Source organism: Phycisphaerales bacterium (genome assembly GCA_016699835.1).
Classification (GTDB): domain Bacteria; phylum Planctomycetota; class Phycisphaerae; order Phycisphaerales; family UBA1924.
Genome location: CP064987.1, coordinates 1,462,146 through 1,486,434, shown reverse-complemented (window position 1 = coordinate 1,486,434; position 24,289 = coordinate 1,462,146). Strand labels below are relative to the sequence as shown.

20 protein-coding genes and 1 tRNA gene are annotated in these 24,289 nt (G+C 65.9%); 20 read left to right on the top strand and 1 reads right to left on the bottom strand.

The window, feature by feature from the left end; all coding sequences use genetic code 11:
* The first annotated feature begins 80 nt into the window (after window positions 1-80).
* Together IPK69_06210 and IPK69_06205 are read left to right on the top strand one after the other, a co-directional pair.
* Window positions 81-2,843, top strand: coding sequence for a hypothetical protein (locus IPK69_06210; protein QQS10209.1), 2,763 nt, complete (start codon window positions 81-83; stop codon window positions 2,841-2,843).
* 270 nt (window positions 2,844-3,113) lie between these two features.
* On the top strand, window positions 3,114-5,438 hold the full coding sequence (locus IPK69_06205; GenBank protein ID QQS10208.1) for a glycosyltransferase: 2,325 nt from the start codon (window positions 3,114-3,116) through the stop codon (window positions 5,436-5,438).
* A gap of 17 nt (window positions 5,439-5,455) precedes the next feature.
* Here IPK69_06205 and IPK69_06200 read toward each other — a convergent pair whose 3' ends face one another.
* Window positions 5,456-5,686 (bottom strand): zinc ribbon domain-containing protein, encoded by a 231-nt coding sequence (locus tag IPK69_06200; GenBank protein QQS10207.1) that lies wholly within the window; start codon window positions 5,684-5,686, stop codon window positions 5,456-5,458.
* 141 nt (window positions 5,687-5,827) lie between these two features.
* Here IPK69_06200 and IPK69_06195 point away from each other — a divergent pair, with 141 nt between their 5' ends.
* The 18 genes from IPK69_06195 (at window position 5,828) to IPK69_06110 (ending at window position 24,199) form a co-directional block, all read left to right on the top strand.
* Window positions 5,828-6,601, top strand: coding sequence for a flagellar hook basal-body protein (locus tag IPK69_06195; GenBank protein QQS10206.1), 774 nt, complete (start codon window positions 5,828-5,830; stop codon window positions 6,599-6,601).
* A 61-nt stretch (window positions 6,602-6,662) separates the two neighbouring features.
* Window positions 6,663-7,469 carry a flagellar basal-body rod protein FlgG gene (flgG, locus tag IPK69_06190; GenBank protein ID QQS10205.1) on the top strand — a complete coding sequence of 269 codons (807 nt, stop codon included), beginning with the start codon at window positions 6,663-6,665 and terminating at the stop codon, window positions 7,467-7,469.
* 11 nt (window positions 7,470-7,480) lie between these two features.
* The gene (gene flgA, locus IPK69_06185) at window positions 7,481-8,509 is read left to right on the top strand and encodes a flagellar basal body P-ring formation protein FlgA (protein ID QQS10204.1); all 1,029 of its coding nucleotides are present in this window, start codon (window positions 7,481-7,483) and stop codon (window positions 8,507-8,509) included.
* Window positions 8,506-9,213, top strand: coding sequence for a flagellar basal body L-ring protein FlgH (locus IPK69_06180; protein ID QQS10203.1), 708 nt, complete (start codon window positions 8,506-8,508; stop codon window positions 9,211-9,213). Before flgA ends, IPK69_06180 begins: the two co-directional genes overlap by 4 nt.
* Window positions 9,214-9,376: 163 nt before the next feature.
* Window positions 9,377-10,450 carry a flagellar basal body P-ring protein FlgI gene (locus IPK69_06175; GenBank protein QQS10202.1) on the top strand — a complete coding sequence of 358 codons (1,074 nt, stop codon included), beginning with the start codon at window positions 9,377-9,379 and terminating at the stop codon, window positions 10,448-10,450.
* 256 nt (window positions 10,451-10,706) lie between these two features.
* The gene (locus IPK69_06170; GenBank protein ID QQS10201.1) at window positions 10,707-11,015 is read left to right on the top strand and encodes a hypothetical protein; all 309 of its coding nucleotides are present in this window, start codon (window positions 10,707-10,709) and stop codon (window positions 11,013-11,015) included.
* Window positions 11,012-11,578, top strand: a complete 567-nt coding sequence (gene flgN / locus IPK69_06165; protein QQS10200.1) for a flagellar export chaperone FlgN — start codon at window positions 11,012-11,014, stop codon at window positions 11,576-11,578. The genes IPK69_06170 and flgN overlap by 4 nt, the downstream gene beginning before the upstream one ends.
* Window positions 11,579-11,597: 19 nt before the next feature.
* Window positions 11,598-13,334 (top strand): flagellar hook-associated protein FlgK, encoded by a 1,737-nt coding sequence (gene flgK / locus IPK69_06160; protein QQS10199.1) that lies wholly within the window; start codon window positions 11,598-11,600, stop codon window positions 13,332-13,334.
* Window positions 13,335-13,343: 9 nt separating this feature from the next.
* A complete protein-coding gene (locus IPK69_06155) occupies window positions 13,344-15,407 on the top strand; it encodes a hypothetical protein (protein QQS10198.1) in 2,064 nt (687 codons plus the stop codon).
* A 152-nt stretch (window positions 15,408-15,559) separates the two neighbouring features.
* Complete coding sequence (locus tag IPK69_06150) at window positions 15,560-16,006, top strand: flagellar assembly protein FliW (GenBank protein ID QQS10197.1); 447 nt, start codon at window positions 15,560-15,562, stop codon at window positions 16,004-16,006.
* 120 nt (window positions 16,007-16,126) lie between these two features.
* On the top strand, window positions 16,127-16,468 hold the full coding sequence (gene csrA, locus IPK69_06145; GenBank protein QQS10196.1) for a carbon storage regulator CsrA: 342 nt from the start codon (window positions 16,127-16,129) through the stop codon (window positions 16,466-16,468).
* Window positions 16,469-16,550: 82 nt separating this feature from the next.
* Window positions 16,551-18,104 carry a flagellin gene (locus tag IPK69_06140; protein ID QQS10195.1) on the top strand — a complete coding sequence of 518 codons (1,554 nt, stop codon included), beginning with the start codon at window positions 16,551-16,553 and terminating at the stop codon, window positions 18,102-18,104.
* A 322-nt stretch (window positions 18,105-18,426) separates the two neighbouring features.
* Complete coding sequence (locus IPK69_06135) at window positions 18,427-19,929, top strand: flagellin (protein ID QQS10194.1); 1,503 nt, start codon at window positions 18,427-18,429, stop codon at window positions 19,927-19,929.
* Window positions 19,930-20,339: 410 nt separating this feature from the next.
* Window positions 20,340-21,851, top strand: a complete 1,512-nt coding sequence (locus IPK69_06130; GenBank protein ID QQS10193.1) for a flagellin — start codon at window positions 20,340-20,342, stop codon at window positions 21,849-21,851.
* Window positions 21,852-21,972: 121 nt separating this feature from the next.
* Window positions 21,973-22,932, top strand: a complete 960-nt coding sequence (locus tag IPK69_06125; protein QQS10192.1) for a tyrosine recombinase XerD — start codon at window positions 21,973-21,975, stop codon at window positions 22,930-22,932.
* Window positions 22,933-23,034: 102 nt separating this feature from the next.
* Window positions 23,035-23,108: transfer RNA gene (locus IPK69_06120), tRNA-Ile, on the top strand.
* Window positions 23,109-23,295: 187 nt separating this feature from the next.
* The gene (gene raiA / locus IPK69_06115; GenBank protein ID QQS10191.1) at window positions 23,296-23,604 is read left to right on the top strand and encodes a ribosome-associated translation inhibitor RaiA; all 309 of its coding nucleotides are present in this window, start codon (window positions 23,296-23,298) and stop codon (window positions 23,602-23,604) included.
* 115 nt (window positions 23,605-23,719) lie between these two features.
* A complete protein-coding gene (locus IPK69_06110; GenBank protein QQS10190.1) occupies window positions 23,720-24,199 on the top strand; it encodes a PTS sugar transporter subunit IIA in 480 nt (159 codons plus the stop codon).
* Window positions 24,200-24,289 lie beyond the last annotated feature (90 nt).

The following is a 24,289-nucleotide window of genomic DNA, read 5'->3' as shown; positions in this document are numbered from 1 at the left end:
GATGAGGGGGCGATGGTCATGGAGGCGTGCGCGTGGGACACGGATCGATGGAACGGCGTGGCGGGATGAGAGGGCGTCGGGTGGCTCTGGCCATCTGGCTGGCGGTCGGATTGCCGATCGGCGTGGCGTGGGTGCCGGCGGTTGCAGATGGGCCGGAGTCGACGAGCGTAATGGTTGGAGCAGGCGGGCGAGTGGCCGTCGAGCCGATGGTGATGCCGTCCTCGGAGAGCGTGACGCGGCTGGTGTCACGGGAGTTTCTGAACGAAGCCGAGCGTCGCGCGCTGCGTGTGCGGTACGGGTGCTGGACCGAGGCCGATCTGGCGGATCCGGCGTTGGCGGCGCGGGCGGCCTTGATCGATGGGCGTTATGGCGACGCGGCATTTTCGGCCGAGGGGGCCGACCCACTGGATCGTGCCGAGGCGTGCATCCGGCGCGGCGATCTGGATCGCGGACTGATGCTGCTGGGAACCGATGCGTCGGCGCGCGGGGCCTACCTGCGGACGCTCGCGGCGATCGAACGCGGGGATTCGAAGGGCGCGATCGAGGCGTCGGCGGGGCTGGCGGCGATGGCGCGCGATGAGAGTGCCGACGCGATGACGGTGGTGGCGGCCGCGCGCGGGCTGATGCTGCGCGCGCGGGTCGCGGCGCTCGCGGATGATCCGGCCTCTGGATATCAGGAGATCATGAACGTGCTCGGGCGCGTGCGTGATCGGCTGGACACGATGTCGTGGGAGGGTCTGCTGGCCGAGGCGATTCTGCTGCGGGACAAGGGGAATCCGCAGGAGGCGGGGGAGTCCTTGCTGAAGGCGCTGTCATTGAATCCTCGGTGCGCCGAGGCGTGGCATCTGCTCGGGTTGATGGCGGTGGATTCGATGGATTTCCCCAGGGCCGAGCGCGTGGCGGCACGGCTGGACGAACTGGCGGGCGGCACGAGCGACAAGGCGACGATCGGGGCGTCGGGATTGGGCGCGATGGTGGTCGCGAGGGCGCGGCTTCGGCAGGGAGATCCGGCCGGAGCCGTCGCGATCCTGGATGAGCAGGTCGCGCGGCAGCCATCGTGGCGCGAGGTCTTGGCGCTGCGGGCGGCGGCGGAGTCGCTGCGGTACGACTTTCCCAAGGTTGACGCGCTCTTGACCGCGTTTGATGAGATGTCGCCGGGGAGTCCCGAGGCGTACTTTGAGGTGGGGACGGCTCTCGCGGGGGCGCGCCAGTATGCCGACGCGTCGCGGTATCTAGAGGAGGCGGCGAGGCGGGCGCCCAAGTGGGCCGAGCCTGTGCTGGAACTGGGCTTGCTCGAGGTGCAGGCGGGTCGCGACGACAAAGCGCGCGAGGCGCTCGAGAAGGCGATGGAGCTCGACTCGTTCAACGTGCGGGCGAAGAACTCCTTGAAACTCGTGCGGGATCTCGGCTCGTTCGCGACGGTGGAGAGCGCGCACTTCCTGGTGCGCTACAAGCCAGGCGAGGACGAGATCGTGGCGAAGGAGATGCTCGCGCCGCTAGAGCGGATCTACGCGCGTGTCACCGGGGATGGCCCCGGCGGGATTCGGCACGAGCCGACGTGGAAGACGCTCGTGGAACTCATGCCGAACCATCGGTGGTTCAGCGTGCGGATCACGGGGATGCCGGCGTTGCACACGATCGCGGCGGCGACGGGCCCGATCATCGCGATGGAGGCGCCGCGCGAGGGGACGGACCATCTCGTGGGTCCCTACGACTGGCAGCGGGTGGTCCAGCACGAGTTCACGCACACGGTGACCTTGTCACGGACGAGCAATCGCCTGCCGCACTGGTTCACCGAGGCGAGCGCGGTGTATCTGGAGGATCACCCGCGCGATTACAACACGGTGCAACTGCTGACGAAGTCGCTGGTGGAGGAGGACCTGTTCGACTTCGAGTCGATCAACATCGCGTTTGCGAGGCCGGAGAAACCCAGCGATCGGTCGCTGGCGTATGCGCAGGGCGCGTGGATGTATGAGTACATGATCGAGCGGTTTGGGGCCGAGGCACCCTTGAAACTGATGGATCTGTACGCGAGCGGGAAGCGCGAGCCCGAGGCGTTCCGCGAGGTGCTGAGCGTGTCGCGCGAGGAGTTCCTCGAGGCGTTCAAGGCGTGGGCGCGGGAGCAGGCGATCTCGTGGGGAATGATCGCGGGGCCTGGGCGCGAGACGATCGAGCAGTTGATGGATGGCGCGCACGAGGAGGCGGGAATAGCTGCGGCTGGCGATGTGGCGGACGCGCCGGTTGAGGTCGAGATGAACGACGTGACCAAGGGTCCGGGATCCTTGAGCGCGGCAGCGGAGAAACTGGCGGATGTGGCCACGTTGCGGTCGTGGCTGGAGAAGGATCCGACGCACCCGGACGTGCTGAAGATGCTCATCGATCGATTGATGGACGAGTCGAAGGGCGCGGTGACGGAAGAGATCAAGGGACTTCTCGAGCGGTACGCTGCGGCCCGGCCCGTGGACCCCATGCCCCACAGCGTGCTCGCTAAATATCTCCTGGATCGCGGCGAGTTGAGTGGAGCGGAAACAAAGGAGGCGGTCACGCATCTCGAGTTTCTCGACGCGCGAGAGCAGCACTCACCGGCGTACGCATTGGAACTCGCGCGGCTGTACGCGTCAGAGGGCGATCTGAAATCGGCGAGCGCGCGAGTGGAGCGGGCGGTGGGGATCGCGCCGTATCGCCCGAGCGTTCGGGAGTATGCCGCGACGATCGCGCTGCGAGCGGGGGATCTGGAGACGGCCGAGCGCCACATCCATGCGCTGACGGTGCTCGAGCCCGACCGCGAGATCCACAAGAAGCGGCTGGAGGCGATCCGGGCGAAACGGGCGGCGTCAAGGTAGGTCGATTCTCCGAATCGACACCTACCCAAACTACCTTGGTGTCGATCTGTGCTCTATCCTCAGTAACTTCGCTGTGGGTTCGGGAGTTTGTGCGCAGTTCCGGCGCGTGATCAGGTAGCGGGCTGCCCTTCCAACTATGATTCCGACCCGAAGGTTCACGACGAGCGACGGTCGTGTATGTCGTGGCGTGACTGCTGGCGTGAGCGATCTGTAGAAGAAAGTCGATGTCGGCTCGGAGAGCCGACCTACTGCGGTGGCGAGGAGTCTCTGATGCGTGTGTGTTTGGTGTCGCGCGAGGTCAGGCCGTTTGTGGGTGGCGGACTGGCGACGTACGTGCAGGAGATGGCGCGGGTGCTGGTGTCGCGCGGGCATGAAGTGCACGTACTGACGGTGCCAACGGAGAACCTCACGGTGCGTCTGCACGAGGTCATTCCCGGCGTGGTGGCGCACGAGGTGGTCATCCATCGCGGACACGCGGCGATTCCCGGGGCGTATTACAGCCACGCGAACCGGTACTCGATGGCGGTCTTCGAGAAACTCCGCGAGTTGCACGCGCACACGCCCTTCGATTACATCGAGTTTCCCGAGTACGCCGGAGAGGGGTACTGGTCGCTGCGCGCCAAGCGAACGCTGGGCGATTTCGCGGGATGCGTGCTGGGCGTGCGGCTGCACACGCCGCATTACACGTGCCTAGAAGTGGACCGCAAGCACACGCTGCCGACGGAGAACGCCCACATCGAGCACATGGAGAAGTGGAGCATTCGCGAGGCGGATGTCGTGCTGTCGGCGTCCCAGGCGATGGTTGATCGCGTGACGCGGGACCTCGGCGGGATGAAGCGGGGCGAGGAGCGCGGTCCCACGCGGATCGTGCGACTTCCGATCGATCTCGAGCAGATCCGCAGAGATTTTGGGCGTGGCGAGGCGGAGGCGGGGAGTGTGCCGACGATCGTGTGTGTTGGTCGAAGTCAGTGTTGTAAGGGATCGCAGGTGCTGGTCGAGGCGGCGCACCTGCTTTTCGAGCGCGGCGTCGAGGCGTGCGTCAAGTTCATCGGGGGCGACACACACACGGGACCCTTCGGGCGCTCGATGCGCGAGCATCTCGAGCGGCGGATGAGTGGGCGGTTTCGAGACCGGTTCACGATCGAGGAGGCACGCGATCGCGAGGGGCTGGGGGCGGCGATCCGCGGCACGATCGCCGACGGCGGCGTCTGCTGTTTCCCATCGCTCTGGGAGAGTTACTGCCTGGCGTGCGTCGAGGCGATGGGGGTCGGGGCGTGCGTGGTCACGTCGGATGCCGGGGCCTTGCCCGAGGTCGTGCGCGATGGAGTCGATGGGATTGTGACGCGGGCGGATGATCCGGCCTCCTTGGCGGATGGGCTCGAACGGGCGATCCGCGACCGCGAGCTGCGGACACGATTGATGGTGTCGGCGCGCGAGCGCGCGGTATCGTTGAGCGGCATCGAGAGCGTCGGCGCGGCACTCGAGCGAGTGATCGAGGAGTGCCGGGGGGGGCGAGGAACGAATGGCGGCGGCGAGCGCGTGGCGGCGAGGCCGCGACTGGAGCGACTGCCGAGCGCCACAGTGATCGTGCCGTTCTACAACGTGGCGGAGTTCCTCCCCGCGACGCTCGAATCGCTCGCGAACCAGACGCACAAGGACTTTGAACTCATCATTGTGAACGACGGCTCAACGGACGCCGACGCGATCTCTCTTCTGGACCAGTTGCGCGCGCAGGGGTACCGCATCATCGACAAGCGTAACGGCGGGCTGGGCTCCGCGCGGAACGTCGGATTCAGGGCGGCCAGTGGCGAGTGGGTCCTGCCCGTCGATGCCGACGATCTCTGTGTGCCGGAGTATGTGGAGACGCTGCTGCGTGTGGTGTCGCGCGACCCGCACCTGGCGTGGGCGAGCAGCATGTTCACGAGTTTCTACACGAATCCCGAGGAGGTCGTCTCGGGATACATCCCGCTGGCGGGCGATCCGGACTTGCTGCCGTACCACAACATCGGCGGCCCCGGCGCGGGTTCGATCCTGCAACGCCAGACGGTGCTCGATGTCGGCGGCTACGACGAGTGGCTCACGAGTTTCGAGGATTGGGACTTGTGGTGCACGCTCGTGGAGCACGGGCACCGAGGCGTGGCGATCCCGGAGTTTCTCCTGAAGTATCGCCTTCGTCAGGGGTCGCTCATCCGGTCGGAGGTCTTGCCCCGTCAGCAGGCGCTGCGGGCGTATCTGATGAAGAAGCACGCGCGCCTGGCGCGCGATCCATCGATCGCGGCACGGATGATCCTCTGGGATCAGTTCGCGGCCCAGGATCGGGTGGGGGCGCTCGAGATGCAGGTGCGCGAGTTGCAGGTTCGCTTGGCGGAGGCGTCGGGGACGGCACACCTTCCGGCGGAGGTTGCGCCCACGCCGCCGCTGACGAGCGTGATCGATCCGGTTCTGGTGCGGAGCGAGGCGTTCAGTTTGATTCGGGAGAACATCCGGTATCGGATAGCGGACAGGATTAATGACGCGATCAAGGCGACCGGTGTTCACAGTGCAGTGAAGAAGGCGGCGGTGAAGGCGATCGGCGCCGTCAAGAAGCGCAAGTAGTGCGCGATGTCTGTGGCCTAGTGCCCGCGTTTGCCGCAGGGGCAGCATGTGCCTGGGGCGGGGCCATTGCCACCACAAGGTGAGTTGGCGGAGGCATTTGCGCTCTTGGATGCGAAGACGGAGAGTGTGCGCGTGAAGGTTCGGCCCTTGCCGTCGGGATCTTCGACGGGGGCGTCGGCCTGAGCAGTGGGGCGGATGAGTTCGAGGACGGTGCCATCGGCCTCGCAGATGTATTCGTAGAGCGGCATGGTGATACTCCATCGTGCCGGCGACCGGGATCGGTCGCTGGCTTGTGGTTTGATCGGCTGATGATAGGGGTTTCGTGAGGCGGTCTGGATTCTGGGTTGTGATGGCACGCCCTTTGAGGGGTGAGTGTCGTGGACCTGGGCATGAACATCTCGGCGACGGGCGTGCTGACGGCGATGTACCGGCAGGATGTCCTGTCGAACAACCTCGCCAACGCGAGCACGGTGGGGTTCAAGGCGATGATCCCCGCGACGCGCCAGCGGGCGGCGGCGAGTGTCGAGGATGGCGAGTCACAGATGCCCTCGAACGCGCTCCTGGAGCGACTCAAGGGCGGCGTGCTGCTCGCGCCGAATCTCGTGGACATGGGGCAGGGGGCGATCAACCCGCGAGGTGGTCCATTGGATGTGGCGATCGAGGGACGCGGATTTCTCGCGGTGCTCAAGCCGGGCAGCGACGAAGGGGGCGAGGGCGAAGACGCATCGTTCGCGCTCACGCGTGATGGACGCATGACCCGGAACCCGGCGGGGCGGCTGGTGACGACGGATGGGTATGAGGTGCTCGATGCCGGCGGGTCGCCGATCGCGATCGCGGCTGGTGGAGTCGTGACCATCGACGGGAACGGACGGATCAGCCAGAACGGGGCGGTGGTGGCGACGTTGAAGTTCGTGGATGTCGCCGACCCCGGGGCGCTGCGGCCATTGGGGAACGGGATGCTGGAAGCGAAGGCGGGGACGGAGTTCGCCGAGGCGTCCGGACGATTGATCCAAGGGTCGGTCGAGGAGTCGGGCGTGGATGAGGTTCGGACGATCATGCAGATCACGTCGGCGTCGCGCGAGGTGGAGGCGAACATCTCCATGATGCGCCAGATCGACCGGCTCAATGGGGAGTTGTTCAACACGTTCGCGAGACTGGCGTAAGTCGAGGATGAGCGGCCCGCGGCACGACTGAGCCGCGGTGTCGAATGACGAGGAACGAAGAATGGCGATCAATGCACTGCAATCGGCGGCGTCGGCGCTCTCGGCGCTCAACACGGCGCTCGACGTGACAGCGAACAACCTGGCGAACGTGAACACGGCGGGGTTCAAGTCCAGCCGCGTGAACTTCCAGGATTTGCTGTATGTGGAGAAGGCCCAGCCGGGGAGCGTGAACGCGAACGGGGACCAGCGGCCGATCGGATTGTCGGTGGGGCTGGGGACGCGGGTGAGCGGGACACAACTCGACTTCGCGTCGGGTTCGGCGCAGTTCACGGGCCGCCCGCTGGACGTGATGATCAATGGCGAGGGATTCCTCGTCGTGGGGACCGAGGACGCGATCGGCGGCGGCGTGGCGTACACGCGCGCGGGGAATCTTGCGCTCAATCGTGACGGCGAGATCGTGATGGCCAACGACCAGGGGCGGCGACTGCAGCCCTCGATCACGGTCCCGCCCGAGGCCCAGGACATCAGCATCGGGGCGGACGGGCTGGTGACGTACGTGGTGCCCGGCGACACGAACGTGACCGAGGCAGGGCGGATCGAGATCTCGACGTTCGTGAACCCCGCGGGGCTTCGGCAGGTGGGCGAGAACCTCTTTGCCGAGACCGACGCGTCGGGGGCGCCGACAACAGGATTCCCCGGGGATGCGAACCGAGGGAAACTGTCGCAGAACTTCCTCGAGGCGTCGAACGTGGATCCGACGCGTGAGTTGATCGACCTCATCCGCACGCAGCGGGCCTTCGAGATGAACAGCCAGTCGATCCGGGCCGCAGACGAGACGCTCCGGAACGTCGGGCAGTTGACGCGATAAGAGAGGTACTCATGGGCGTGATCGCGGGACTCATCTTGGGCGTGTTGATCGGATTCGTGGGCGCCGACGGTGCGGATCGCGTGCGGCTTCGTGGGGTTGCGCTCGTGGACTCGGGTGTCGTGGTGCGCCTCGCGGATGTGGCGTCGATCGAGGGCCCGAATGCCGATCGATTGGCGGGCGTGGTGGTCAGCGGGGGTGGTGGTGGGACGACGATCGGTGTGCGCGACGTCGAGCGGGCGCTCAAGGGTGAGTCGTGGATCAACTGGGGCGGATTGCTGCTCTCGGGGGCCGAGTGCCGGGTTGTCGTGAAGGAGGCGATCGAGGCACCCGAGCCTGGCGCGGCGAAGGGATCAACCGGGAAGGAATCGACATCACGAGTCGCAAGCGACAACGTGATGGTGCGGGCGATCGCGTTGCAACTGGCTCGGCTGGTGGGCGTGGAGGATGATGGCGTCCGGATCGAGGTGGACCAGATGCCGACGGAACTCGCGAGGGTCTCGCTCGAAGGGCGGACGATGACGGTGCAGCCGATGGGCCAGTCGGAGCGGATGAGCCTCGTGGTGCGTGTCTACGAGCGAGATCGCGTCGTCGCGACGGGGACGGTGCGCGGGCGCGTGCTGGTTCGGAGGTCGGTGGCGGTGGCGCGTCAGACGATGGAGCGGGGGCACGAGATCCAGGGTGACGAGGTCGCGATCGAAGAGCGATGGGTGGGGATCGCCGAGTCGCCTGTGGAATCGTCGATGGCCGCGGGGTCGGTCGTGCGGTCGCGCGTGGGGACGGGCGAGGTGATCTCGTCGCGGGCGGTCGAGACGCCGATCGTCGTGCGCAAGGGGGAAAGCGTGGCCGTGGACTGCCTGAGCGGATCGTTCGTGGTTCGCGTGACGGCGGTGGCGCTGGGCGCCGGGCGTGAGGGGGACGTGATCGAGTGCAAGACGCCGGGCGCGAAGGAGCCGATCCGGGCGCGCGTGGCGGGGCGCGGGCATGTGGTGGTGGAGGTCGCGCCGGAACTGTCGGCCGCGGCATTGGAGACGAATCGATGACCAGGACGCATGGAATCGTGCGGTTGGCGGTGATGGCAGGTCTTGCTATGGGCGCGTCGCTCGCGCCCGTGGCGATGGCGCAGATGCTGCTCCAGCACACCGATCCGCCGGCGGTGGATCAGAATGGGGCACCGGACCCCAACGCCGGGCTGCGCGCGGTGAGTCTGATCATCGTGGAGCCGCCGAAACCTCGTGACTTCAACGTGCACGACAAGGTGACGATCATCATCGCCGAGTCGAGCAAGCAGTCGGCATCGCAGAAACTGGACACGAAGAAGGACGCGGCGTTCAGCGCGTCGCTCAAGAAGTTCCCCGACCTCATGAAACTGCTCGAGGCGCAACTCACGAGCGAGGATGGCGGCGAGATCGTGGGGGCGGACGTCTCGCATTCCAACAAGTTCAAGGGCGAGGGGACCTACACGCGCGACGACCGGTTCACCGACCGCGTGACGGCGACGATCATCGACGTCAAGCCCAACGGCGTGCTGGTGATCGAGGCCAAGCGGACGATCAAGCGCGACGAGGAGGAGCAGGTGGTGAGCCTGTCTGGGGAATGCCGCCGCGAGGACGTGACCGAGAGCAACACGGTGCTCTCGACGCAACTGGCGGAGTTGACGCTGATCTCGAAGAACTCGGGTCAGGTGAAGGACAGCGCGACGAAGGGGCTGATCCCGAGGTTGTTCGAGTTTCTCTTCAACTTCTAGGCTCGGGCATCTGGGATCAGGCATCGGGCATCAGAGATCGACACCCGTGGTTCGTCATTCGGCATTCGTGGTGGGCGGCGTACTCGGTTGACATGGCATGGCGGTTGCGTGGTGGCCTTGCACGCCGGAGTGCGTTGTGTGGTTGCCGGCGCGGAGGCTCGCCATGCGTGCATGGATACTTGGATTGGTCGTGGCGATGACGTTCGCGGTGAGCACGGCTCGGGCGACGACGGTCGGTGATCTCACGCGACTCAAAGGACACGGGCAGTTCAAACTCCAGGGCTTCGGGCTGGTCGTCGGCCTGAACGCCACGGGGGACTCGGGGAAGGAGCTGGTCGTCGCCCGCCCGCTGGCGGCGGCGCTGACACGCTCGGGGAACGCGCCGCAGAACCTCCAGGAACTCAGCCAGAGCAAGTCGGTCGCGCTGGTGACGGTGTCGGTGACGATTCCCGACGCCGGGGCCCGTTTTGACGATCGATTCGACGCGATCGTGAGCGTCGTGAACAGCGCGAAGAGCCTCAAGGGTGGCATGCTGTATCTCGCGCCGCTGCGCGGGCCGACGGCGTCGCACGTGGAGCCGTTCGCGATCGCCGAGGGACCAATCGAGATCGAGGATACTGGAACGCCGACGGTGGGACGGATCCGCGGCGGGGCCCAGATGATCAAGGAGGTCATCCCCGCGGCGATCGAGGACTCCTTCGAGATGATCATCGATCCGGCGTTCGTGGGGTATCTGGCGGCGACGGAGATCGCGTCGGCGATCAACGCGGCGGCGCAGCCCCAGGGTCCGGGCGTCGCGAAAGTCGTTGACGATCGAACGATCCGCGTGCAGATCCCGGATTACGAGCGGGAGAACAAGGCGGCGTTCATCGCGGCGGTCGAGTCGGCCGATGTGAACCCGAGTCTCCTCGGGCTTGGGGCGCGGGTGATCTACAACGCGCGTCGAGGGGCGATCATCGTGACGGCGGACGTCGAGATCAGCCCGGTCGCCATCACGCAGAAGGATCTGAGCATCACGACGGTGACGCCCTCGCCGACGCCCTCGGCCCAGAGGCCGCTGATCGAGCAGGGCAAGTGGGTGGGCGTGGGAACGCGCGGTCGCGAATCAGAGAACGCGAAGTTGTCGGAACTGCTGGCGGCGTTCAAGCAACTCAAGATCCCCGCGCCGGAACAGATCAACATCCTCGAGATGCTGCACAAAGCAGGGAAACTGCACGCGGAGTTGATTGTGGATTAGACGGAAGGCACCAGACACGAGGCACAGGGGAAAAGGCATCGGGCATCGGACAACTGGCATCGGTAGAGGTGGTGTTGCTGGGAATTCAGTGAGATCTTGAAGCGGGAACGCAGAGATGGCGAGTGTGGGAGACATGGCACTGGACTCGATCGGGCGCATGGGCGCCACTGGTGCTGGTGCGCCGGGTGGTTTGGCCCGGGTGTCACGCGATCGGGTTGGGGATGAACGGGATTCGTTTGCGAGCGTGATGGGTAGAGTGAGCGCAACGACGGATCCTCGAACGAAAACGAGTGGCAAGAAGGACGAGGCTCGCGAGAGTGCGGAGGAGTTGGTGGCGATCGCGCTCGTGCAGCCGATTCTGTCGCAGATGCGGGCGTCGAACCAGGCCGCCGAGCCGTTCAAACCCAACGAGGCGGAGCGCACGTTTGGCTCGATGATGGACGCGATTCTTGCGCGGCGTCTGGTGCACTCGTCGAACTGGGGACTGGTGGACACCATGGCACAGCGTCTGCGACGCGATGGGGTGGCGCCCCAGGTGGGCATCCGCGTGGAGCGAACGGCATGAGTGTGGCGGCAAAGTCGGCCAATCCGAAGCACCCGAACGCGAAGGCATCGACGCCGATCACGCTCGAAGCCGTGGGCACGCGACTGGAGTCGCTGCTCGACCGGCTGAGCGAGCGGTACACGCGTCTGGTGGAGTTGGCACACGCCCATCGCGAGGCGCTCCGGCTGGCGGACACGGCGGCGTTGAAGGAACTCACCAAGGCTGAAGGCACGATCCTTGGCGAGATCGCGCTGCTCGATCGGGATCGACAGACGCTGGTGCGTGACGCGTGCGGGACGATCATCGTGCCCGGAAAGTCGCTGGCGCTCACGGACATCGCGGGGCACGTGGGCGAGCCTCGGCGTGGATCGCTCGTGCGAAAGGCCGAGGATCTCCGCGGGGTGATGCGGCTCTGGCTGGAGTTGAGCGCGGCGATCAAGCAAGCGGCGACGACGCTGGCGGCACACATGGACGGTCTGGTCCGCCAGGTCGGGAAGCAGTTGAGCCACGCGGGGACGTACTCGCGTCGCGGGTATGTCGAGGCGTCCGGGGCGGTCGTGTCGTCACTGGATTTGAAGAGTTGAGATCTGAGGAGTACGGACGATGAGTCTCACATCGGCGCTTCAGATCGGTCGTTCGGGTCTCTCGGCCGGGCAGGTGGGGATCCAGGTCGCCGGCAATAACATCGCGAACGCGGCGACGCCGGGGTACTCGCGACAGTTGTTGAACCTGTCGCCGACGCCGGGGTCGCGCACGCCGCCGTTGGGCAGCGTTGGCCGGGGCGTCACGATCGACAACATCCGGCGTCAGGTGGACATGGCGTTGCAGGCGCGCCTGTGGTCGAGCGCGGGCTCGGGGGCGGCGGCACGCCAGCAGGCGCAGATCCTCTCGCAGATCGAGGCGACCCTGGGCGAACTGGGGGACAACAGCCTCTCGGGCGAGTTGGGCGAGTTCTTCCGCGTGTGGTCGGAGAGCGCGAACCAGACGAGCGCGAACGGCGTGGTCGTGCAGCAAGGCGAGAAACTCGCCTCGTTTATGCGCGGGCTGCGGCAGGATCTCATCGACCAGCGGCATCAGTTGGACGGGCAGTTGTCGGCCGCCGTCGAGCAGGCGAGCGCCCTGATGGACACGGTCGCGGATCTCAACCGCCAGATCGCCGATGCCGAGGTCGCGGGGGGGACGGCGAACTCGCTGCGCGACCAGCGCGACGAGGCGGTCACGCAACTGAGCGAGTACATGGACGTGGCCGTGGTGGACCACGGGACGCAGGGGTACGACGTGCTCGTGGGCTCGACGCCGGTGGTCCTGGGTGGGACGTCGCGCGGGCTGCAACTCAAGCGCGTGACGGTTGACGGCTCGACGGAACTGTCGATCTCGACGCGCGACGATGCGAGTTCGATCCAGATCTCCTCGGGGATCATCGGCGGGATGCTCTCGGGACGCTCCGAGGAGGTCGATCGCATCCTCGGGCAACTCGACCAGGTCGCGGGGCAACTGATCTTCCAGGTCAACCGCCTGCACGGCACGGGCCGAAACCTCGCGGGAATCACCGGGGCGACGAGCACCTTCGGGATGACGCTCGCCGAGCAGGCGATGGCGCTCAATGACCCGAACAACGTGTCGGCGGCGGCGCTGCCTTATGGCGCCAAGAGCGGTGGATTTGATGTGGTCGTGCGGAACCTCTCGACGAACACGACGCAGACGGTGCGGGTGAGCATCGATCTCGATGGCGTCACCAACGCGGGAACGCCGGGGTTCGATGACGACACCTCGGTCGAGGACATCCGTACGGCGCTCAGCGGTGTGAGCGGGCTGACCGCGACGATCACGCCCGAGGGTCGGCTCAGCGTGCAGGCCCAGGACGGGTTCGATTTCTCGTTCAGCGAGGACTCGTCGGACGTGGTGGCGATGCTGGGGTTGAACTCGTACTTCAATGGAACGGACGCCGCGTCGATCGGAGTGCGGTCGGATCTCGTGAGCGATCCGAGCCGGCTGACGCTCGGCCGCATCGTCGATGGCGCGTTCATCGAGAACGGCACGTCGCTCAAGATCGCCCAGTTGCAGGACCAGACGTTCGTGTCCTTGGGCGGGCAGAGCATCAGCGAGTCGTGGCGATCGACGGGCGAGGCGCTGGGCGTGAAGGCGGCGGGGGCGCAGACGCGCGCGAACGCCGCGGGCCTGGTGCGCGAGAGCCTGATGGCACAGCGCGACTCGTTCAGCGGCGTCAGCATCGACGAGGAATCGATCGACCTCATCAACTACCAGCGGCTCTACCAGGGCTCGGCGAAACTGATCAGCATCGTGGACGAGTTGACGCAGCAACTCATCAACCTCGTCTAGGAGATGGGCATGACGATCCTACCGGGAAACATCTCACGAGTGCCGAACCTGCTGTGGTCCCGCCTGGCGCTGGGGAACCTGGGGCGCACGAACCTCGAGTATTTCAAGACTCAGCAACAGTTGTCGTCGGGCGTGGCGATCACCAAGCCCAGCGATGATCCCGTGAAGGCGGCGACGATCGGCGTCCTCAACGAGCGGCTCATGCGCTCGGAGCAGTCCCAGCGGAATCTCCAGCACGCCACCTCGAATCTGAACGTGTTGGACTCGGCGCTGGATGAGGCGAACACGATCGCCCTGGACGCACGCTCGATCGCGAGCACGGAGTTGTCGGTCCTCTCGGATCCCGAGCAGCGACGCCAGCAGGCGGTCATCGTGGACCAACTCCTCGAGAGCCTGATGAACACGACTCAGCGACAGGGCCCGGCGGGGTATCTCTTCGGCGGCTCGATCACCTCACGCCAACCCATCGCGACCTTCGGCGGCGGGTATCGGTACATCGGCGACGGCCCGGGGCTCGTGACCGACACCGTCTCGGCGGGGAATGTCCCCATCACGCTCGGTTCGGGGAACCCGATCACGGCGACCGCGGCTCGCGTCAAGGGGTCGGTCGATCTGAATCCGAGGCCCACGGCCGACACGCGCCTTGCCGACTTCGGCGGCGCGCGAGGCGCGGGGATCTCGCTCGGCACCGTGGAGTTCTCCTTCAACTCAGGGCCTCGCGTGCAGGTCGATCTCGCTGGCGCGGACACGATTGGCGACGTCGTGCAGCGACTCTCAGGAGCGATCAATCAATATGAGGCCGACAGTGGGCTGACCGTGCTCGGCCCCGGAGGGATCTCCTACTCCAACGACGGACTGCAGTTCCATCTGACCGGTGGTTCTGGAGGAACGCTGGAGTTCTTTGATCTCGCCTCAGGGACGTCGGGATTGGACCTTGGGTTACGTCGAGTTCCAGCGCAGGCACTCAACCCATCTCAGGAGTTCACGCCCGACCTCCGCCCGAACTTGACCTGGCGGACGCCGATCGGCGCGCTCCAGGGCGTAACGGGCGCCCTCGGATCCATCCGGATCAACAACCTCGGACAGTCAGCGGTGGTGGATCTCTCCACGGCCTCGACACTCGAAGACATCCGGGCGGCGATCGAGAGTTCGGGGATGGGTATCCGGGTCGTGATCAATGCCGAGGGTACCGGGATCGACGTGCTCAACGAGACAGCCGGATCGCGGGACCAGGCGATGTCGATCGAGGAGGTTGCCGGATCCAATCTGACCGCCACACGGTTAGGTATTCGTTCGTTCTCGGGTGACACGCGGATCGCGGACTTCAACGATGGCCGAGGCGTCAAGATTGTCGACGGGAACGTGGACCCGACCACGGGCCTTGCCGACCCCGGGCGTGACATCGATTTCACGATCACGCTGGGCGATGCCGCGGGAACGACAATCGACGTGGACCTCCGGCCCGAAGACATGGCGACCGTGGACACGGTGATAACCCGGATCCGCTCCGAAATCTCGACGGCGCTCACCGCCGCGGGACTCCCGGCGACGTCCTTGCAGATCGGGCTGACCTCGACGACGAACGGACTGCTCCTCTTCCAGAACCCCACATTCCCAGGGGCGATTCTGGTCACGGACAAGAACAACTCACCCGCGGCGTCGCAACTGGGGTTGATGGACACCACCTACGACCCCGCGACCGGGCGATTGCTCGGGTCGGACACGGCGAAGGTGCGGGTGAACAGCCTTTTCACGCATCTGATCGACCTTCGCGACGCCCTGAACGATTCGGACACGGCTGGCATCACACTTGCGGGAGAGAACATCGAGCAGACCCTCTCGCGCCTCGCGGAGACGCGGGGACTCGTGGGGGGGTATGCCCAACGGGTTGAATCGGCAGCGTCGCGCGAATCGGATCGCGCGGTGATCGACGAGTCGATCCGAAGCGACCTTCGTGACGTGGACTTTGCCGCCGCGGCCACGAGGTTCAGCCTGCTGCAGACGCAGTTGGAAGCGTCGCTGCGGGTGACGGCTCAGGGACAGCAGTTGACGCTGCTGGACTTCCTGAGGTAGCGATGCCGGCGAAGGGGAGACCCTCGCCAGGCGGAATACGCCCGAAGGCTCATCGGCCTGAGCCTTTCGGCGAGACAGGACGTCGCCCGATCCCACCGCGGGATCGGTCCTTTGGACGCTTGGAAGCGGGCCGAGATATGCGGAGCAGGACTATGGAGGTTCGGACAACGCGTTTCGGGACGATCGAGATCGCGGAGGATCGCGTGATCCAGTTCCCCAAGGGGCTTCTTGGGTTCTCGGATCGGCGCCGGTTCTGTCTGCTTGAGCCGGGGGAGGACACGTGCTTCTTCTGGCTGCAGTCGGTGGACGATCCGGCGCTGGCGTTTGTCGTGACGGATCCGAGCCTGTTCGTGCCCGAGTACTCGGTGCCGATCCGCCCGGAGCAGATGTCGGAACTGGGGCTTGAGCGTCTGGAGGACGCGCAGGTCTTTGTGATTGTGAACAAGGTGGATCAGACGTTGACGGGCAACCTGCAAGGCCCCCTGGTGATCAACACGATCAGCAAGTCGGGCGAGCAGATGGTGCTCGCGGAGAAGCGTTGGACGACGCGGCACTCGCTCATGCGTGTGGGCGCGGCGGCTCGGGCGATGTCGGCCTGAGTCTGGGATCGACGAGAGAGACCTTGCGGGCGGGAACGGAATCCTCGCCTTGCGCTACGGCGTGCTACGCGGTTCTACGGGCCGGTCCGGCCGACGACACGGGATTCAAGGAGCGGATCCATGCTGGTGCTATCCAGACAGCGTGACGAGACGATCATGATCGGCGACGAGATCGAGATCACGGTCGTGGACATTCGGGGAGACAAGGTACGGCTCGGGATCACCGCGCCAACGCGGATCGCGGTGCACCGCAAGGAGGTGTACCAGGCGATCCGGACGGAGAACGAGCAGGCCTCGCGCCTGAGCGGGTCGCTCGGGGCGATCTCGGGCGCGATCTCGCCCGGGCCGCTGCGGAACCGCGTCGGGCGCGCGTCGCGCCTGACGGCGGGCACGTCCGGGGTGAGGCCGAGTGTGGAGGAGGGCGGGTCGTCCCGTCCGCCGTCGCAGGCCACGGGGGCCTAAGGCGGGGTGCTGAACCGAGGTACACAAGCGTCCACGCGAACGGAAGGTACGGACGAACGGAGCGCGATCACGGAGGATTGCCATGGCACGCATCAACACGAACATCGCGAGCGTCATCGCGCAGTCGAACTTCGACAAGACGCAGAATGAGTTGAATCTCAGGCTCGAACGCCTGAGCACGGGCCTGCGGATCAATCGCGGAAGCGACGATCCCGCGGGGCTCATCATCTCCGAACGCCTGCGATCGAACATCCAGGGCGTCAACCAGGGGATCAAGAACAGCGAGCGAGCCGGGTCGGTCATCTCGACGACCGAGGCGGCGCTCACCGAGGTCAACGACCTCCTGAACTCGATCAAGTCGCTGGTGGTGGAGGCCGCAAACTCCGGCGCGAACTCGCGCGATGAGCGGGACGCGAACCAACTCCAGATCGACTCGGCGATCGACTCGATCACCAGGATCTCGAACACGGCGTCGTTCGGCTCGCTGAAACTGCTCAACGGCTCGCTCGACTACAAGTTGTCCGGAGTCCGGGCCAGCGCGATCAGCCTGGCGCGGGTCAACAACGCCAGTTTCCTCGAGACCGACAACCTCGCCGTCACCGTCGACGTCATCAACTCCGCCCAGGTCGGCGCGCTCTACTACAACGGGAACACGACGCCGGCGGGTGTCACGCTCTCGGCGATCAACCTCGAGGTCCGCGGCGCCAAGGGCGTCGAGGTCATCACGATCTCCTCGGGCCAGTCTCTCGCCAACGTCGCCCAGGCGGTCAACAACCTCACCTCGCTCACCGGGGTGACGGCCGAACTCATCAACAACAACGCCGCCTCGGGCCTGGTCTTCAAGTCCAGCGGCTACGGCACGGACGAGTATGTCTCCGTGAAGCGACTCGGCGGCCCGACGACCGGATTCTGGCAGACGTACAAGTTCGAGGACGACCAGCCGATCGTCGCTGGAACGCCATTCCCCTGGGCCGCGCTCACGGGTCCGGGCGGCGCGATGACGACCGCGGACAACGATATCGGACGCGACGTTTCGGCCCTGGTCAATGGGAACCTCGCGAAGGGCAATGGTCTGGAGATCCAGGTGAACTCCGGACCGCTGGGGATGCGCCTGCTCCTGACCGAAGACCTCGCGACGCTCCCGGGGGCGACGCCGACGGAGTTCCGCATCACCGGCGGCGGGTCGCAGTTCCAACTCGGGCCCGATATCAACGCCCTGCAGCAGTCGAACCTGGGCATCCAGTCGGTCGCCGCGACAAATCTGGGCGGCACACTGACCGGGGGCGTGGTGGAGTTCCTGTCCAGCATCAAGAGCGGGCAGACCAACGACATCGCGAACAGTTTCCAGAACCGAAACTTCACGGTCGCGAGCAGCATTCTGGACAAGGCGATCGACGAGATCTCGATCCTTCGCGGGCGCCTGGGCGCCTTTGGAAAGAACGTGCTCGACCCCAACGTCCGATCACTGCAATCGAGTTTCGAGAACCTCTCCTCGAGCGAGTCCCAGATCCGCGATTCTGACTTCGCGGCCGAGACGAGCAAACTGACGCGGGCCCAGATCCTGTCGTCGGCGGGGATCTCGACGCTGGCCCTGGCGAACCAGCAATCGCAGAGCGTGCTGCAGTTGCTCGGGTAGTGAACCGACCGAGAACCACTGATGTCCGAGAAGCCCGCGGCCTGTGCCGCGGGTTTTTTCGTTGTGGACGGCGCATTAGTCACGTGCGGCACGGAGCGTTCAATCGTGCTGATCGTTGTGCGTGCAAGCATGGTGGTGGTGTGAACTAGGGTCGAGAGTGTTGGACGCCGATCGATGGAGCGGCCTGGGCGTGTGCCCGGGCTTTGGGGCGGGCGAAGGAACGTGCCGCCCCAGCGCCGACCCGAGCGTTTCGGGAAGGCGTGTGTGAGAGTCGGGGATCGTCCGCCCGACTCAGTCCTCAATCCGTTTCACGGAGGATCGCATGGCTCGCATCAATACGAACGTCCAGTCCCTCATCGCTCAGCGCGTGCTGGGCCAGAACAACTCGGGCCTCAACGTCGCTCTCGAGCGCTTGAGCACGGGTCTCAAGATCAACCGCGGCAAGGATGATCCGGCCGGCCTGATCGCGAGCGAGAACCTGCTCAGCGAGCAGAAGGCGCTCAACACCGCGGTCGATAACTCCGAGCGCGCCGACCAGGTCGTGAACATCGCCGAGGGCGGCCTCCAGGAAGTCTCGGGCCTGCTCAGCGAGCTCCAGTCGCTCGTGACGGCGTCGGGCAGCTCCGCCGGTCTCTCCGCCGAGGAGAAGGCCGCGAATCAGTTGCAGATCGACTCGATCCTCCAGACGATCGACCGCATCTCGTCCACGACCAACTTCCAGGGGATCAAGCTCCTCAACGGCAACTTCAACTTCAAGACGAGCAGCATCTCGTCGAGCGTGACGGACTTCCGCGTCAACGGCGCGAAGTTCACGGGCTCGTCCCTCGCCGTGACCGCGCAGATCACGCAGTCGGCCCAGCAGGCCGGTCTGTTCCTCTCGGCCGGCGCCGCGGCGCTCGATCTCGGGACGGGCTCCACGCTCGTGCTCGAGGTCGCGGGCAGCAAGGGCAGCCGTGAGTTGTCGTTCACGTCGGGCACGTCGCTCACCGCGGTTCGTGACGCGATCAACTCGTTCACCGACGTGACGGGCGTGCAGGCGACCGTCTCGGGCACGGGCATCAAGCTCGTCAGCAAGGACTTCGGCTCGGCCGAGTTCGTCTCGGTGAAGGTTGTGGACGATGGCGGCATCACCGGCGCTTCGAGCGGTATCCACACGCTCACAGCAGGGGATTTCTCCACCGCGGTCGCCGGCAGCCAGGTCGAGTTCGCGGCGGCGACCAACGCCGTCCGCGATCAGGGCCAGGACATCGGCGCCACGATCAACGGCGTGAAGGCGACCTCCTCGGGCAAGACCGCACGCATCAACACCGACTTCCTCGATGTCGAACTCACCTTCGGCACGACCGCCTCGCAGACCCTCTCGAGCGTCAGCGCCCTCACCATCACCGGCGGCGGCGCAAACTTCCAGCTCTCCAGCAAGGTGGACATCGGTGGCAAGGTCTCGCTCGGCATCGCCGAGATCGCGGCCCGCAAGCTCGGCAACTCGAGCCTCGGCTTCCTCGATAGCCTCGCCTCTGGCAAGTCCAACAACGTGGTCAGCGGCAACCTCACCGACGCCCAGTCGGTCGTCGCCGAGGCCATCAAGCAGGTCTCCTCGCTCCGCGGGCGTCTGGGCGCGTTCCAGAAGAACGTCATCGGGGCCAACATCCGTTCGCTGAACGTCTCGATCGAGAACACAGCAGCGGCCCAGAGCGTCATCCGCGACGCCGACTTCGCCACCGAGACCGCGGCCCTCACCCGGTCGCAGATCCTCGTGTCTTCCGCGACCAACATCCTGGCGCTCTCGAACAGCCAGCCGCAGTCGGCCCTCCAGCTCCTCGGCTAATCCGACGAGCCTGAGAGTCTGATCTCACTCACGCCCGGGTCGCCTGACCCGGGCGTTTTCATGCGCGCGCGGTGCCTTGAGGTCCTGATAACGAGGTTTGGCATGGCTTCTACCCCAGAGTGAGGGTGTGAGGGGCGCGAGTCTTGCGCGGTTCGTGACGCCCGGGACGGAATTCCGGGGAATTCGGAGTGTCCGACTTAATCCGCGCTGGGGACGCCCCGATAAGCCAAACGACATGCTCGGACGTTCCGAGTGTGTTGGTTCTCGGGGCTCGCGGCGACGCGATCCCTCGCGGCGCCTGGAACGAGTGCTCGTTCTTCGCCGCGGTGAGCGACAAGGTGTCGCTCGCGAGACGGATCTCACGCGTCGCCGCGACGGACGCGGCACATTGGGTCACGGAGGTATTTTCCATGAGTCGGATTAACACGAACGTTCAGTCGTTGATTGCCCAGCGAGTGCTGACGCAAAACAACACCAGCCTCTCGAGCGCGCTCGAGCGGCTGAGCACCGGTCTTCGCATCTCCCGCGGGAAGGACGACCCCGCGGGCCTGATCGCGAGCGAGAACCTGCGCTCGGAGCAAAAGGCGCTCAACCAGGCCGTCGGCAATGCCGAGCGCGCCGACCAGGTCGTCAACATCGGTGAGGGCGGGCTCCAGGAAGTCTCGAGCCTCCTCAGCGAGTTGCAGGGCCTGGTGACGGCGTCGGCGAGCAGCGCCGGCCTCTCCGCCGAGGAGAAGGCCGCGAATCAGTTGCAGATCGACTCGATCCTGCAAACGATCGACCGCGTCGCCAGCGCCACCAACTTCCAGGGCATCAAGTTGCTCAACGGCAACATGGACTTCAAGACCAGCGGCATCGTCAGCGGTGTCTCCGACATCCGCGTGAACGGCGCCAAGTACTCCGGCGCGTCCCTCGCGGTCGATGTCCAGGTCACCCAGTCGGCCCAGCAGGCGGGTCTCTTCCTCTCGGCCGGGGCCACGAGCCTCGCGCTGACGGCGGGCTCCTCGCTGGTGCTCGAGATCGCCGGCAGCAAGGGCAGCCGCGAGTTGTCCTTCGCCACAGGCACCACGCTGAGCGCCGTCCGCGACGCGATCAACTCGTTCACCGACGTGACGGGGATCCAGGCGACGGTCTCGGGCACGGGCATCAAACTCAACAGCAAGGGCTTCGGGTCCGACGAGTTCGTCTCGGTGAAGGTCGTGAACGCGGCCGGCATCGCGGCCGGCACGAGCGGCATCCACACCCTCCAGGCGACGAACTTCGCCGCCGCAACCACAGGCAGCCAGGTCGAGTTCGCGGCGGCGACCAACGCCGTTCGTGACGCTGGCCAGGACGTCGGCGCGACGATCAACGGCGTGCTGGCGACCTCGAAGGGCAAGACCGCACGCATCAACACCGACTTCCTCGACGTGGAACTCACGCTCAACAACACCAACGCCCAGACCCTCGGCAACGTGGGCACCGGCTCGGCGTTCCTGATCACCGGCGGAGGCGCCGACTTCCAACTCGCCAGCCGCGTGGACATCGTCGGCCGTGTCTCCATCGGCATCATCGACGTCGCCGCACGCAAGTTGGGGAACAGCGCCGTCGGATTCCTCGACACGCTCGCGTCGGGCAAGTCGAACAACGTCGTGAACGGGAACAAGACCGCCGCGCAGGACGTGGTCGCCGAGGCCATCAAGCAGGTCTCGTCGCTCCGCGGTCGACTCGGCGCGTTCCAGAAGAACGTCGTCGGCGCCACGGTGCGAAGCCTGGGTGTCGCGATTGAGAACACCGCCGCCGCCGAGAGCGTCATCCGTGATGCGGACTTCGCGTCGGAGACGGCGTCGCTCACGCGGTCGCAGATCCTCGTGAACGCGTCGACCAACATCCTCTCGCTCGCGAATCAGGCGCCCCAGGCGGCGCTGCAGCTCCTCGGCTAAGCCCCGAGAAGCACGAGACGCGTGAGATTCTGACCCAGACGCCCGGCGTGGGAGACCATGCCGGGCGTTGTTCGTGTTCTCGGTCGTTTCAACCGACGCCGTCCCCCGGTATACTGCGCGCGTGAGCAGCGTGGTCCAGGTCGTGGGGGAAGTCTCGCCCGAGGCGCTCGGCGCGCTCGAGCGCTTCCGCGCCTTCCTCGCCTTCGAGTGCGGTCTCTCGCCCAACACGCTCGCGGCCTATTCACGCGACCTCCGCGACCTCTTCCAGGATCTCATCGAATCGCGCGGCACCGCGGGCATCACCCCCTGGGCCATCAGTGAGGGCGATCTCATCGAGCACGTCCAGGGACTCAAGGCCCGCCGGGGGCACGCGGCGTCCACCGTGATCCGGCACATGGCGACCATCCGCGTTTTCTGCCGATGGGCGCGGGCCACGGGACTGACGACCGAGGACCCCTCCGAGATTCTCGATCGACCCACGCGATGGAAGAACCTGCCCGACGTGCTCTCGCCCGAGCAGGTCGCGGCGCTCCTCGCCTCACCCAGCGAACTGAACACTCCCGCAACGACGCCGACGCTGTGGCTGCGCGATCGGGCGCTGCTCGAACTGATGTACGCGAGCGGCCTGCGCGCCTCCGAGGCTGCCGGGCTTTCGACATCGGACTGGGTCGTGGGGATCGGATGCTTGCGGGTGATGGGGAAGGGGAGCAAACAGCGGCTGGTGCCTGTGGGGCTTCCGGCTCGTCGGGCCTTGGAGCACTACCTCGCCGACTGCCGCCCGGGTTTGGCGAGGCGAGGGCTCGATCAGGGGCGCGTGCTCCTCTCACGAACAGGGCGTCCGCTCGAGCGGGTTGCGGTCTGGAACATCGTGACCCGCCACGCGCGCCTCGCGGGGTTGCGGGGTGTCCATCCCCATGTGCTCCGCCATAGTTTCGCGACCCACCTGCTCTCGGGCGGGGCCGATCTCCGGGTGGTCCAGGAACTCCTCGGACACGCCGACATCGCCACGACGCAGATCTATACCCATGTGGATAAGGCCCGCCTCAAGAGCATCCATCGGAAGTTCCACCCCAGGGGGTGATGGGGCCTTGTCAAAGCCCGTCAGATGAGGGTTGGCGTGGCGGATGACACCCCGCCGACCGGGGCGTACACTCCTCCCCCGTCCGGCGTGACCGGGCGACGAGGGCTTGTAGCTCAGTTGGTTAGAGCGCACCCCTGATAAGGGTGAGGTCGGCAGTTCGAATCTGCCCAGGCCCATTGATCGAGCATGGCTCGACTCCCATCCATCTCGGCGATCACCCGGAGGGCTCACGACCGAGGCGATCATGAGGAAGGGCCGCCCCCTTGTCGGGCGGGACAGCCTCCACAAACCCACTATGATGGACCACGCCGATGTCCCGCGCCGGGTCGCGGGGGCGTCGGTCTTCATGGAGGGACGTGCAGCATGCGCATCGACGTGGTGGGTCGCAACGTGCCGGTGACCGACGCCATCCGCCAATACGCGGAGGGCAAGGCCGGAAAGTTGACGAAGTACTTCGAGAACGCGGTGCAGTCGATCTCGCTGACCGTGAGCAAGGTGAACGCGGCACACCACGGCGATTTCGACGTGGAACTGATCATCGACGTTGAGCACCACGATGACTTTATCTCCCACGCCAAGGCCGCCGACGTGTACGCGGCGATCGACATCGTGGTGGAAAAGGGCGAGCGACAACTGCGTGACTACAAGGAACTGAAATCCAAGAAGCACTAGGACCTTCCCGAAAGGGACCCATCGACCATGATCCACCGGGCGGACGCGCCGCCCGGCGGATCCCCGGGACGCTCGACTCGAGCACGCCCGGGACCCTTGCAGGAGCCTTGGAATCGTGATGAAACTCACCGAACTCGTGCCCAGCGGGGCGATCGTCGCGTCTCTCACCGCCCAGGATCGCGAGGGTGTCGTGATCGAACTCATCGACGCCCTGGTCTCCTCCGGGGCGGCGTCGGCGAAGGTCCGTGACGAACTCGTCTCGCGCGTCATGGAACGTGAGAAACGCGGCTCCACCGGCTTCGGCAAGGGCGTCGCTGTTCCCCACGTCAAGCATCGCAGCGTGCAGAAAATGGCCGCGGCGATCGGGCTCTCGGCGCGAGGCGTGGACTTCAGTTCCCTCGACAAGCAACCGGTCTACTCGGTCTTCCTGCTCCTCTCCCCCGAGGACAGGCCCGAAGACCACCTCCACGCGATGGAGGTGATCTTCAAGAACCTCAGCAAGGACACCTTCCGCAGGTTCCTCAGGCAGTCAGGATCGGTCGAAGAGGTGCGAACGCTCCTCGACGAGGCGGACCAGCAGCATCTGGCCGGTTGAGGCGGGTTGGGCGAGTTCCATGGGAGTCTTTAGGGGCGTGCGACGCCCGGACGGGCACAAACGGTGGACAAGCACTCGGTGATCGCGAAG